This window comes from Mesorhizobium sp. M1A.F.Ca.IN.020.03.2.1 (assembly GCF_004023205.1).
Classification (GTDB): Bacteria; Pseudomonadota; Alphaproteobacteria; order Rhizobiales; family Rhizobiaceae; genus Mesorhizobium.
The window spans coordinates 1-12559 of the sequence record NZ_RZSV01000170.1; the positions used below are offsets into that span (position 1 = coordinate 1).

At 61.6% G+C, this 12559-nt stretch carries 12 protein-coding genes; 8 read left to right on the forward strand and 4 right to left on the reverse strand.

Features of this window, described 5'->3' with window-relative positions; translation table 11 throughout:
• From EOA79_RS22915 to EOA79_RS34145, 3 genes are all read right to left on the reverse strand, one after another.
• Window positions 1–469, reverse strand: a 469-nt coding sequence (locus EOA79_RS22915) for an ABC transporter permease subunit (RefSeq protein ID WP_128293294.1), incomplete at its 3' end; no start/stop codon positions are given.
• A gap of 121 nt (window positions 470–590) precedes the next feature.
• Window positions 591–1526, reverse strand: coding sequence for a choline ABC transporter substrate-binding protein (locus EOA79_RS22920; RefSeq protein ID WP_095823290.1), 936 nt, complete (start codon window positions 1524–1526; stop codon window positions 591–593).
• 23 nt (window positions 1527–1549) lie between these two features.
• On the reverse strand, window positions 1550–1672 hold the full coding sequence (locus tag EOA79_RS34145) for a hypothetical protein (protein ID WP_259979959.1): 123 nt from the start codon (window positions 1670–1672) through the stop codon (window positions 1550–1552).
• A gap of 87 nt (window positions 1673–1759) precedes the next feature.
• Between EOA79_RS34145 and EOA79_RS22925 the strand changes: the two genes are divergently transcribed.
• From EOA79_RS22925 to EOA79_RS22960, 8 genes are all read left to right on the forward strand, one after another.
• A complete protein-coding gene (locus EOA79_RS22925; protein WP_066994253.1) occupies window positions 1760–2371 on the forward strand; it encodes a thymidine kinase in 612 nt (203 codons plus the stop codon).
• Window positions 2372–2705: 334 nt separating this feature from the next.
• Entirely contained in the window at window positions 2706–3794 is a 1089-nt protein-coding gene (locus tag EOA79_RS22930; RefSeq protein WP_095823291.1) for a hypothetical protein, read from the forward strand.
• Between the two features lie 34 nt (window positions 3795–3828).
• Window positions 3829–4974, forward strand: a complete 1146-nt coding sequence (locus EOA79_RS22935) for a hypothetical protein (RefSeq protein ID WP_095823292.1) — start codon at window positions 3829–3831, stop codon at window positions 4972–4974.
• A gap of 24 nt (window positions 4975–4998) precedes the next feature.
• Window positions 4999–6909 carry an ATP-binding protein gene (locus EOA79_RS22940; protein WP_095823293.1) on the forward strand — a complete coding sequence of 637 codons (1911 nt, stop codon included), beginning with the start codon at window positions 4999–5001 and terminating at the stop codon, window positions 6907–6909.
• A 102-nt stretch (window positions 6910–7011) separates the two neighbouring features.
• Window positions 7012–7428 (forward strand): DUF559 domain-containing protein, encoded by a 417-nt coding sequence (locus tag EOA79_RS22945; RefSeq protein WP_095823568.1) that lies wholly within the window; start codon window positions 7012–7014, stop codon window positions 7426–7428.
• 109 nt (window positions 7429–7537) lie between these two features.
• Entirely contained in the window at window positions 7538–8845 is a 1308-nt protein-coding gene (locus tag EOA79_RS22950; RefSeq protein WP_095823294.1) for a DUF6638 family protein, read from the forward strand.
• A gap of 15 nt (window positions 8846–8860) precedes the next feature.
• Entirely contained in the window at window positions 8861–9985 is a 1125-nt protein-coding gene (locus EOA79_RS22955; protein WP_095777276.1) for a DUF2333 family protein, read from the forward strand.
• A gap of 377 nt (window positions 9986–10362) precedes the next feature.
• The gene (locus EOA79_RS22960; RefSeq protein WP_095823295.1) at window positions 10363–12042 is read left to right on the forward strand and encodes a formate--tetrahydrofolate ligase; all 1680 of its coding nucleotides are present in this window, start codon (window positions 10363–10365) and stop codon (window positions 12040–12042) included.
• Between the two features lie 174 nt (window positions 12043–12216).
• Here the strand turns inward: EOA79_RS22960 and EOA79_RS22965 are convergent.
• Window positions 12217–12559 (reverse strand): isochorismatase family protein (locus tag EOA79_RS22965; protein ID WP_128293296.1); only part of this gene is annotated, 343 nt, incomplete at its 5' end.

A 12559-nucleotide genomic window follows, 5' to 3' on the forward strand; every position in this document is an offset into this window, starting at 1 on the left:
GCCCGAAAAGCGTCAGCACCGGGATCAGGTAGACGAAGGTCGGCAGCGTCTGCATCAGGTCAAGCACCGGCAGCATCACGCGGTAGACCTTCGGCTTGTGCGCCGCCCAGATGCCGAGCGGCACGCCGATCGCCATTGCCATGGCGGCGGCGGCCACCACCAGCACCAGTGTCTGCACCGTCTGCTTCCAGAGGTTCTGGTTGATGATGAAGATGAGGCCGATGAAGACGCCGATGGCGAGTGGCCGCGAGCGTTGCAGGAACCAGGCGATGACGGCGACGACCAGCGCCAGCAGCACCGGCGGCAGCATCAGCAGGAGGTCCACCGCCCCGTCGAGGATGAAGTTCAGGCCGTTCGAAAAGGCCCTGAAGACGGTGTCGAAATTTTCGGTGAGGAAGCCGAAGAAGGCCTTGCCCCATGGACCTATGGGAATCTTGTAGGCGACCAGAAATTTCGAGATCGGATCCATCTTTCCCCTCTTTGGTCCTTGCCGCCCCTGCCGAGCGGTCACCTTCTCACAGCATATGAAAAAGGGCAGCCTTTTCCAGCGGCTGCCCCTTTCCGGAGATCATGCCGGACTCAAAGCCGGCTCAGCTCCCAAGCGCAGTCTTGATGGCCGCAGCCGCATCGCCGCCGTCGAAGGTGGTCACGCCGGCGATCCAGGGCGCGATCGCGTCCGGATGCTTCTTCAGCCAGTCGGTGGCGACCGTCTGGGCATCGCCGCCTTTCAGGATCGCGTCCATCATCTCGCCTTCCATATCGAGATTGAATTTCAGGTTGGAGATGAACTTGCCGGCATTCGGGCACTCGGCGGTGTAGCCCTTGCGCGTGTTGGTATAGACGGTGGCGGCGCCGAAACCGCTGTCGCCCATCCCGTCGAGATAGGTGATCTTCATGGCGCCCATCACCGGATGCGGCGTCCAGCCGAGGAAGGCGATCCACTCATTGTTCTTCATCGACTGCTCGGCCTGCGTCAGCATGCCGGCTTCCGAGGACTCGACCAGCTCGAAGCCTTCGAGATTGTCCTTCGGGTTCTTGATCATGTCGAGGATGATGCGGTTGCCGTCATTGCCGGCCTCGATGCCGTAGATCTTGCCGTTGAACTTGTCCTTGAACTTGCCGAGATCGGTCAGTGTCTTGACGCCCGCATCCGCGACATAGGTCGGCACGACGATGCCGTAGCCGGCGCCGGTCAGGTTGGTGCTTACCGTCTCGACCGAGCCGTCGGCGGTATAGTCCTTGATGTCATTGGTCATCGACGGCATCCAGTTGCCGAGAAAGACGTCGAGGTCCTTGTTCTTCAGCGACGCATAAGTCACCGGCACCGAAAGCTGGATCACCTGCGGCTCGTAGCCGAGCGCGGTGAGCAGCACCGAAGCCACCCCGGTGGTTGCCTGGATATCGGTCCAGCCGACATCGGACAGTCGCACGGCCTTGCAGCTCGCCGGATCGCCGGCATAGGCCGCGGTCGTGGACAGAAGCGCCGCCAGCCCGAGGCCGGCGACGAAGGATTTCATACGCGACATGAACTTTCTCCCATTGCGGTTTTTTAAAGCGGCGCGAAGTCACGGTTCTTGCGCCCGCCTTGTTTCGCCAGCCAAACACCATTTTGATGCGGTTTCAAGCGGTTCCACACCGCGATCAACGGCGCGCGCTTGCCATTCAGCGACATGCCGCGCTTTCCGGCGGGCCCGCTTTTTTGGTGGAAGGAGCCCGCGGCCCCTTCCCCGCCCCGCGGCAATTGAGCTTAAACACCCATATGGCCAAGCTCTACTTCAACTACGCAACGATGAATGCCGGCAAGACGACGATGCTCCTGCAGGCATCCTACAACTATCGCGAACGCGGCATGACGACAATGCTGTTCGTCGCCGGCCATTACCGCAACGGCGACAAGGGACTGATCTCGTCGCGCATCGGTCTCGAGACCGAGGCCGAGATGTTCCGCGACGGCGACGATCTCTACGCCCGCGTCGCCGAGCATCATGAGCACACCACCGTGCATTGCATATTCGTCGACGAGGCGCAGTTCCTCGAGGAGGAGCAGGTCTGGCAGTTGGCCCGCATCGCCGACCGGCTGAACATCCCGGTCATGTGCTACGGCCTGCGCACCGATTTCCAAGGCAAGTTGTTTTCCGGCTCGCGCGCGCTGCTCGCCATCGCCGACGATCTGCGCGAAGTGCGCACCATCTGCCGCTGCGGCCGCAAGGCGACGATGGTCGTTCGCCTCGGTCCCGACGGCAAGGTGGCAAAGCAAGGCGAGCAGGTGGCGATCGGCAAGGACGTCTATGTCTCGCTCTGCCGCCGGCACTGGGAAGAGGAAATGGGCAGGGCTGCGCCCGACGACTTCATCGGCTTTGCCCGCAACTGAGACGGGGAGCCTCGCGACTTCCGACTAAGTTGGGCAATTGCTGCCATCGGCCGGCTGATGGCCGCTTGATTGCCACGATTCGGCACAACAGATTTGCACACTTCCCAGCGCCGCAGCTTGTCCGCAAAAACAAGAGCTTAAGGCATACCAGCTAAAGCTGCCTGAAGGCGGCGCGCATTACTCCGGCATGAGCATGCTTGCCTTATCTTTCAAGGACCTGGCCAATTCTTTTGTTTTGCCATGTCTCCCTGTCTTCCTTCTTTCAATCCCTTGAGCCCCCACATATATTCGGCGACGTGCGACACGAAACCGGATGCCGAAGCGGGAGGCCCCTATGGCGACGTTGCAGAATTTCGATGCCGAAATTGCCAAGACCAAGCAGGTCGTCGAGGACATGCGCACCAAGATCGAGCAGTCCGGAACCGTGCTCGACACGCTCGCGCAGGCCGACAGGAAGATCGGCGATGCCAATTTCGACCTCGAGAACGCCCGCATCGAGGACGTGCTGAAACAGCAGAAGATCATGGAAGGCAATATCGCCGACCTGATCATCGGGCTGGAGGACGCCACCAATGTCTTCGGCGCCGAATTCGAGAGCATGAAGAGCTACACCGGCTGGGAAAATCTCGTCGGCGTCTTCTCCGAGCAGCGCAAGCAGCGCATGCGCACCGACCGAGTGCGCAACATGTCGCTCGCCGGCAATTTGCAGGAGCTGCTGGCGAAATCGGACACCATCGTCGGCATCCTGAAAGCCCAGAAGCAGATCCTCGACCAGCGCTACAAGACCTCCGAAGCTAGCCTGTCGCAGGTGATCGAGCGCCGTAAGGCGACTATGACCAATCTCGAGGCGGTGCAGAAACGCATCGAGGAACTCAACCCGATGCTGCTCGACATCGAGAACAAGATCGCCGCCTCGACCAGCCAGAAGGAACGCACCCAGCTCGAGGGCGAGCGTTCGAAGATGGCGACCGAGTACAACGAGAAGCAGGCCAAGGAGCAGGAGCTGCTGGCCGAAAGCCAGACGCTGGAGCGCTACACCTCGATGTTTCAGACGTTTGTCGATTCCCTCAACAACCAGATCGCCGCGCAGTCGACGCTGATCAACAAGCTGACAATCGACACCGAGCAGCGCATCGTGCTCTACAAAGCTCTGGAAGACTCGCTGAAGACGGCCGCCCAGCAGGACGTTGCCCACAAGATCAACACGCTGGGCAGCCAGGTCGACAACACGGCCGAGGAGACGATGGCCGGCATCGGCGCCGCTTCGCAGAAGCACATCGGCGATCTCTTGGAGATGCACGAGAAGAATATGGTGGCCACCGCCGACATCCAGCGCCGCAAGAAACTCGCCGACGACGCCTTCGCCCGCCGCTTCGACGAGGTGATGAAGAAGCACAATTCGGCGAACTACGTGCAGCAGTAGGCGGTGTGACGGCATTCTTCGACACGGCGGTGCCATGACCCCCGAAAATGAAGCGGCGGCGCGCTACTTCTTCGCCATCACCGCAGCGCTGAGCGGGCTCGAACTGTTCATGCGCGACGATCGCTCGCCGCTCTACCGGCACGGCATCGTCGCCAAGATCGTCGCCGAATACATCGCCCGGCTGGAAAACTCATTCGACTGCTGGCGCAACCGGCTGGGCTTCATGGATACGTTCCGCATTTCGCGCGCCGACAGCGGCTATCCGGTGTTCCAGAATCTGCTCGAATTGGAGAACGACCGCCGACAGGCAGATAGCCGGTTGGCCAACATTCCGCAGGCCGGCGAGTTGCGCGAGGAGATGGCCGACTTCATCCTGCGCCACAAGGAATTGCCTGTGGCGCTGCAAAGGTCGATGGCCGAGCGGCTCTATCTGGAGGGTGTCAAGAGCGAGACCACCTTCGGTCCGTTCACCCTGGCGCAGACGGCCAAAGTCTCGGTCAATCCGAAGACCATGCGGCCTTACTACCTCGTCCACTGGGCCTCGTTCGACGGCAGCGCCAACCTGCCGCTGATCTATATGGTGACGGTCGAGGACTCCTCCGAGAGCATGGTGCGACAGCTCGTCGACGCGAACGGCAAGCTGAACGAGAAGATCGACATTCCGCTTCCTGTCGATGGCCTGCTCAACCCCGAGCTTGCCCACCGCTTCGACGATTTCACCGAGAAGAATTCCGCCTACACGCTGTCGCCGGCGACCATCGCGGTCAATCTCGACAAGGATTTCGAGCCGCTGCACCCGAAGCAGTTGCGGCGCGTCGTGCTCGGCCCGTTCTATACGGCCGGGATCACCGAGAACAATTCGACCGTTACCGAGGTTCTGGCCAAGGTGCGCAAGCCGGAGAACGCCTGGTTGCTGACCTGGACCATCCAGGAAGTCTTTTCCAAGTCCGAGAAGCCCGGCCGCAAGGGGCTGTTCTCCAGCGAAAAGACGACGCAGGAATTCTTCATCAACACCGACGACCTCGAAGCCGCGCGCCAAGGCGTCTCCAGCTATGAGAACCACGCGCTGATCCCGCACGAGGCCTATCAGGCGCTCTATGCCGCGGGCGAAGCGCAGAAGATCTTTTCCGGCTACAAGGTCCACATCCTGTCCAAAGGGCAGGTCATCAGCGATGTGTGACCGTCGAACCGCGGAGCATCCGTAATGGACACCGGGCTGACCACGATCTCGGAATCGACAATCGAAAAGCATCGCGCCACCGCGCAGAGCTTCATCACCCGCATCGTCGTGCTGGAGGATCCATCGCGCGAGTCCGGCACCGCGCTTGCCGGCACCAACCGGCGCTTCGTCTCGACCGTCTCGGCCGGTTCGGTGCGCCGCACGCGCGAGGTCGAACTGTCGAAAACGGTCGCCGCGATCCATCCCGACGACCAGCTGATGAGCATCCCGCAGCACATGCTTCTCTACCGCGCCCGGCGAGGGCTCGCGATCGCGCTGGCCGTATCGGATGTCTTTGCCGAAGGATCCGATCTCGAAAGCCTGCAGGCCAAGAACGCGCGTGCCCCGCTCGAAGGCGACGAGGCGGCGAGATTCAAGAAGCTGCTGTCGGCCTCCGCCTATGTTTCGGCTTTCAGCTTCGCCTCCTACCTGTTCCAGCTGATCGACAGCGAAGGCGAGGCGCCGAACGACAGTCCCGAACCCGACTTCCTGTTCGACACGCCGCAGGACGCGGTGAAGTCGATCGTGGCAGGCCTCGACAAGGCAATTGCCGGCTCCAAGGACGATGCCGATCTGATGACCAGGGCGCGCGCATTCGCCCGCGTCGCCATCGACGGGCTGCTCGCGCGCAAGGGGCGCTTCGACGGCATCGGTCCGTTCGAGAACGCGCATATCCGCATTGATGCCGACGACTTCACCCTCGACGGTTTCGACGTCGCGCCCGGCAAGCGCTTGAAGCCGCTGGTGATGACCTTCAAGAAGCCGGAAGAGGTCGTCGGCAATCACATTGCCAAATACCAGTCGGTAAAGCTTGCCAAGATGCTGATGGCCTATGATTTCGAACGCGAGCTGAACCCCTTCGTGGAGCTCGGCGGCTTTCTGTTCACCTTCATCGGCGACGGCGCGCCAGGCACCGGCAAGACGACGCTGATCCAGATGATCGCCGGCCTCCTCAACAACTATTGTCAGGTCGCCGGCTATCCCTTCGTCTACGAGAATTTCGGGGTCGACCAGATTTCTTCCTACCAGGGCAAGTCCGGCCAGAACTGCCGCCAGTTCATCAACAATGTGCTCAATCCGCGGGCCATCGGTTTCGGCACCATCGACGACATCGACCAGGTGGCGGCGCGCCGCTCGGACGACCGTGCATCCGCCGGCCAGCAGGAGATCACCGGCGTGCTCATGGACGCCTTTGCCGGCGCTTCCACCGTGGTGCGAGGCAACTGCTCCTTCGGCATGTTTTCCAACTACCCCGAAAATGTCGACGACGCGCTGCGCCAGCGCGCCGGCGCCCGCTGGCTGGTCGACGGCCCCCAGAGCCGCGACGACTACATCGACATCTTCGTGCTGCTCGCCGGCAAGAACCACAAGATCCCGCTGGGCGAGCACGAGCTCTATGCCGCGCAGGAAATCCAGCGCGCCGTGACTGCGGCTTATGAGGAGCACGAGAAGCCGCAGGAAGACGGGCTGATGAAGGTCTATGAGCGCTATATGAAGGAGAACGGCGCACCGAAGACGATGGCCGATATCGGCACCTACCTGCACATGATCAAGGATGCCGAGCCGCGCTTCACCGGCCGCGCCATCAAGAACGTGACCGACGCCATCAAGATGCGCGCCATGGATATCGAGCTGCCGGACGACTGGTTCGAGAAGCCGGAAGCCTTCATCCACAAGGCCTACGACGACAAGAAGGCGATGATCGAGGAGTTGCGCGGGCCGTTCTCGATGGACATGGTCATGCAGGAGATCAACCGCTACGCCGATTCCGAATTCCGCTACTCCGACAAGTCCGACGACGCGGCGGTCGAGAAGCTTTTGCGCGACGCGCGGCTGCGCGAACGCGCCGTGCGCGAGATGGAGGAGCTGAAGAAGAAGGGGCTTTGGAATGCGTAGGCTTCCTTCGCTGCCCGCAAGTGCGGAAGGATGTGGTGCCAACGTCGGCGCCTCCCTCTCCCCGTCCTTCACGGGGAGAGGGTAAGAGTGAGGGGCAGCGCCGTGCGTGGACCAGAAGTCGCTACAACGAAACGGGCAAGACGCCTCCGGCAGTCGGATAACGACGCGGAAACAGCTCTTTGGATGGAACTGCGCGACAGACGATTGAATGGCCATAAGTTTGTGCGGCAGTTTCCGATAGGCAATTATTTCGCTGATTTTGCCTGCAGGGAGTGCCAGCTCGTTGTCGAGGTCGATGGCAGCCAGCATGCAGGCGACAGCTACGACCAGATCAGGGATCGCTTCCTGATCTCAAACAATAGGTCCGTTCTCCGCTTCTGGAATGTCGATGTCTTGAAGAAGCGGGATGAGGTGCTCGAAACCATACTTGCTGCGATCGAATGCCGTCTCGATTGTCTGATCGAGACGCACGAGCTTCGATTTATTGCTGCCAGCGGCTACGGGGAGACAAATCTTTGATCGTTGGCGCCGCCCCTCACCCTTACCCTCTCCCCGTCAAGAACGGGGAGAGGGGGGCGTCGGCGTTGCCGGTTCGCCTTTCGAGGCTACATCCGTCGGACCTTTGCCAATGACCCGTCCCGCCAAAAAGCCCGACCTTCTGCGCGACAACGAGCTGATCTATGGCAGGCTGCTCGTCGTCGACGAGCCGCATCTCATCCAGCGCTACAACAAGGCTCTCGTCGCCTTCGGCCTCGAGCCGACCAAGCTGACGAGCTTCCAGATCGACCGCACCGGTTTCTCGCCCGAGGTGGCCGAGGAATGTGGCGATTACGGCTATCTCGATCCCAACGAGGTCAACCGCCGCTTCATCATCCTGACGCCGTCGCAGATCGATTTGCCGGTCGTGCACACCGCCTTCTCCAACACCTCGCAGCTGATGTTCGAGTTCATGTCCAAGAACCAGCGTGCCATCGACGCGCTGACCATCAAGGACGTCATCTACGGCGAGATCGAGGACTCCGTCCCCAAGGTCGACGACATCGAGGACCTGCTGTCGATCAATCAGGTCGAGTTCAAGGTATTGTCGGCCGAGGACGTGCTCGGCAAGGCGGCCGAGCTCGGCAAGCTGGTCGACCGGCTGAAGCAGGAACCCGACGCCTGGCGCGACAACGCCATGCTCGAGCGCATGGTCGGCCTCGCCAAGGTCTGCGGCGACATCCGCGAGAACGCGCTGGTGCCCGATCAGGTGATCTTCCGCCACAACGCCTACTGGACCAGCCATTTCGGCGGGCTCTACGTCTTCGTCGACCCGGACATGACGACGGTGATCAGCGATCCGGCTGCGCCCGGCTTCCGCCGCTCGCGGCCCTGGCAGGTGAGCTATCTGTCGATCAACGACGCCGACAAGGTATTCCGCTTCCTCGCCGCCACCGGCCGTCTTGACCTGCCGCGCGCTTCCTGGATCGAGACCTCGGGCTATCTGGAGCACCGCGCCGAGATGGTGGTGAGGGCACTGATCCGCGATGCCGAGCCCAACCGCAACTTGACGGACGTCGACAAGGTCTGGCTGCAGACCTGGATCCACAGCCATGCCGACCTGATTGCCAGCGACGGCAATTTCCCTTTCCTCAACGCCGCCAAGCGCGAGATCGCCCAGTTCGGCCACCTGAAGCTTGAAGATGTGCCGCCGCGCCAGCGCTTCCTGGTTGTGCGCGCCAAGCCCGATCATCCCGATGCCTGGCTCACCAATCAGTTGATCTCGGATTTCGTGCCACAGGACTTCGTCTCGCGCTACGTCTTCAACAAACCGGGCTTCTACAAGGACTTCGACGGCTTCAGCGATGCGTGGCGATCGCATGTTGTGGACGTTCTGAAAACCACATATTTGAAGGACAAGGCGGCATTCCGCGCGCGCCTTTACGGCTTGACGGACTGAGGGGGGACGAGAGCCATGCTTGATCCGATCGTGAGTTTCTTCACCCGGATTTTCCAGTGGATCGGCCGCGGCATAGGCTTCGTCGTCGGCATTATTCTCTGGCCGTTCATATGGGCCGGCCGCTGGTACGGCCAGCGCGGCTGGATCCTGAAGGCGGTGGTCGGCCTTGCCTTGCTGGTTTTGATCGGCCTTTACGCCAACTTCTTCTACGCCACCCAGTGGTGGAACAATTTCGACCCGAACTATCCTGACAAATACACCTTCGAGAAGCGCAGCGTCTCGGCCGGCGAGCAGGTCTCCGCCGGCGCTGGCACCGACACCGCCAAGACCTGCGGCAACTCAGGGATAGCCCAGGTGGCTGCCGATCTGACGGACTTCAACGTCAACCAGAATGCCTGGGTCTCCTCGATGATCCTTTACAAGCTCGGCTTGTTCGGCATCGACTGGGACCATACGCCGTGGATGGACAACAAGGCCTCTTTTCAGCGCGGCATCAACCAGGCGGTCCGGCGCACCGCCACCGAGCTTGCCGACAATCTCGGCCGCGTGCGCACCACCTCGCAGATCGACGCCGACCTGCAGGATGCACGCGGCAATCTGCAATTCGACGAAGAGACCTGGTATTTCGGCCTCAACCCGTTCGGCCCCAAGACGCCGACGCCGAGCTACTACCGCGACGCGGTGCGCAAGCTGCGCTCCTTCAACGCTCGCCTTGCCAGTTGTCAGGCGACGTTCGATGCCCGCGCCGACAATCTGAAGCAATATATCGACCGCATCGCCAGCGACATCGGCTCGACCTCCGCGATCTTGAAGGAGCGCGCCGAGAACCATAATGACGGCTGGTTCGACTTCCGCGCCGACGACCGCTTCTGGTTCGCCTATGGCCAGCTCTACGCCTATTACGGCCTGATGAAAGCGGCGCAGGCCGACTTTGAGGACGTGATCAAGGAAAAGCACCTGCAGAATTTGTGGGACACCATGGACGCGCAATTCGTCTCGGCACTGCGCATCCAGCCCTTCATCATCGCCAACGGCCGCGAGGACGGCTGGCTGCTGCCGACGCATCTGACGACCATGGGCTTCTATATCCTGCGCGTGCGCTCCAACATGGTCGAGATCAGCAACGTGCTCAGCCAATAGCGCTGCCGCCACCGCAGCACGGTGGCGGATTTGCGCCGTCGCGTCTGTCGCATTCCGCGCATTGCGCGGCTGTTTTGAGACGGCGGAACGATCCCTGCTCTGGCTTCTATACGCTCGCAACGACCGGGCGCCAAAGACCCTTAGGAAGGTCGGCCGGGAACGCAATAATTTCTTCACAGGAAACATAGTTGCATGAAAGTTGACGCCGTGACCGCGACAGGGTTAGAACATGCCCTTGCGTCCGGGCGGAAACGCAGAACCGCCCTGTTTCCTCGTTTTCACGCAATTCCGGACGGAAGACCGGCTCACACTTTTCCTGGAATTGCTTTAGTGATCGAACCCGTCCCCTCCACCGCACAATCCAGAGGAAAGCCGTCATGGCCGAAGTGAAGTCCGACATCGAGATCGCGCGCGCCGCCAGGAAGAAACCGATCCAGGAGATCGGCGCCAAGATCGGCATCCCTTACGAGCACCTTTTGCCCTATGGCCACGACAAGGCGAAGGTCTCGGCCGAATTCATCAAATCGGTGCGGGGCAACAAGGACGGCAAGCTGATCCTCGTCACCGCCATCAACCCGACGCCTGCCGGCGAAGGCAAGACGACCACTACGGTCGGCCTCGGCGACGGCCTGAACCGCATCGGCAAGAAGGCGATCGTGTGCATCCGCGAAGCCTCGCTCGGCCCGAACTTCGGCATGAAGGGTGGCGCCGCCGGCGGCGGCCTGGCCCAGGTGGTGCCGATGGACGATATGAACCTCCACTTCACCGGTGACTTCCACGCCATCACCACGGCCCACAACCTGCTTTCGGCGCTGATCGACAACCACATCTACTGGGGCAACGAGCTCGGCATCGATACCCGTCGCGTCGCCTGGCGCCGCGTCATGGACATGAACGACCGGGCGCTGCGCGAGATCATCTGCTCGCTGGGCGGCGTCGCCAACGGCTTCCCCCGTGAGGCCGGCTTCGACATCACCGTCGCTTCGGAAGTCATGGCGATCCTGTGCCTTGCCACCGACCTCAAGGATCTTGAGAAGCGCCTCGGCGACATCATCGTTGCCTACCGCCGCGACAAGTCGCCGGTCTATGCCCGCGACCTCAAGGCCGACGGCGCCATGGCCGTGCTTTTGAAGGACGCCATCCAGCCCAACCTGGTGCAGACGCTGGAGAACAACCCGGCCTTCGTGCATGGCGGCCCGTTCGCCAACATCGCGCATGGCTGCAACTCGGTCGTCGCCACGACGACGGCGCTGAAGCTTGCCGACTACGTCGTGACCGAAGCCGGCTTCGGCGCCGACCTGGGAGCCGAAAAATTCTTCGACATCAAGTGCCGCAAGGCCGGGCTCCAGCCGGCGGCCGCCGTGATCGTCGCCACCGTGCGCGCCATGAAGATGAATGGCGGGGTCAAGAAGGAAGATCTCGGCAAGGAAAACATCGAAGCGGTCAAGAAGGGCTGCCTCAACCTCGGCCGTCACATCGAGAACGTGAAGCAGTTCGGCGTGCCGGCGGTGGTGGCGATCAACCACTTCACCACCGACACCGAGACCGAAATCCAGGCGATGAAGGACTTCGTCAAGGCGCAGGGCGCCGAGGCGATTCTGTGCAAGCACTGGGCTCAAGGCTCGGCCGGCATCGAGGACCTGGCGAAGAAGGTCGTCGAGATCGCCGAATCCGGCGCCTCGCAGTTCTCGCCGCTTTACCCGGACGAGATGCCGCTGTTCGAGAAGGTCAACACCATCGTCAAGCGCATCTATCGCGGCGACGAGGCGATCGCCGACAAATCGATCCGCGACCAGCTGCATGCCTGGGAACAGGCAGGCTACGGCAATCTGCCGGTCTGCATGGCCAAGACCCAGTACTCCTTCTCGACCGACCCAAACCTGCGCGGCGCGCCGACCGGCCATACCGTGCCGGTGCGCGAGGTCAGGCTCTCGGCCGGCGCCGGCTTCGTCGTCATCATCTGCGGCGAGATCATGACGATGCCCGGCCTGCCCAAGTCGCCCTCCTCGGAGAAGATCTTCCTCAACGAGCAGGGCCAGATCGAGGGCCTGTTCTAGGCAGCGTTAGGAGCTGAAATGACGAAGGGCGCCGCACTGCTGCCGCGCCCTTTTTCTTTTGGCGTTGGTGCGGCTAGAGCAGTTCCAGGAAAAGTGTGAGCGGTTTTCCGTCCGGAATTGCGTCAAAAACAAAAAGCCAGAGCATTTCGCCGTTTCCGTGAAACGGTGAATGCTTTAGGCAGCGTTCCGCGTCAGCGCCCGCTGGTTCGACGCATAGATCGTGTCGCGCTCCGGCAGGGCGCCGGTCTTCAGGCAATCGATCCATTCGGCGGTCTTGAGCACCGCGGCGAAGCGCGACTGCAGCACCACGCTCACCACGCGATGGATGTCTTCGGCAGACGCGTAGCCGGCGCTGTTGGCGTAGGGAACCGAGCCGCTGGCATCCGAGAGGAACTCGACGGAAAAGCCCATATGCACCGCATGGATGATGGTCGACAGGTCGCAATTATGCGTCATGTAGCCGACGACCGCGATCGTATCGATGTGGTTGGCGCGTAGCCAGTTCTCGAGGTCGGTG

Excerpts from the sequence above, each read along its gene's own strand:
- EOA79_RS22920 (WP_095823290.1), bottom strand. The coding sequence starts at position 1,526 with ATGTCGCGTATGAAATCCTTCGTCGCCGGCCTCGGGCTGGCGGCGCTT.
- EOA79_RS34145 (WP_259979959.1), bottom strand. The coding sequence starts at position 1,672 with ATGTCGCTGAATGGCAAGCGCGCGCCGTTGATCGCGGTGTGGAACCGC.
- EOA79_RS22925 (WP_066994253.1), top strand. The coding sequence starts at position 1,760 with ATGGCCAAGCTCTACTTCAACTACGCAACGATGAATGCCGGCAAGACG.
- EOA79_RS22930 (WP_095823291.1), top strand. The coding sequence starts at position 2,706 with ATGGCGACGTTGCAGAATTTCGATGCCGAAATTGCCAAGACCAAGCAG.
- EOA79_RS22935 (WP_095823292.1), top strand. The coding sequence starts at position 3,829 with ATGACCCCCGAAAATGAAGCGGCGGCGCGCTACTTCTTCGCCATCACC.
- EOA79_RS22940 (WP_095823293.1), top strand. The coding sequence starts at position 4,999 with ATGGACACCGGGCTGACCACGATCTCGGAATCGACAATCGAAAAGCAT.
- EOA79_RS22950 (WP_095823294.1), top strand. The coding sequence starts at position 7,538 with ATGACCCGTCCCGCCAAAAAGCCCGACCTTCTGCGCGACAACGAGCTG.
- EOA79_RS22955 (WP_095777276.1), top strand. The coding sequence starts at position 8,861 with ATGCTTGATCCGATCGTGAGTTTCTTCACCCGGATTTTCCAGTGGATC.
- EOA79_RS22960 (WP_095823295.1), top strand. The coding sequence starts at position 10,363 with ATGGCCGAAGTGAAGTCCGACATCGAGATCGCGCGCGCCGCCAGGAAG.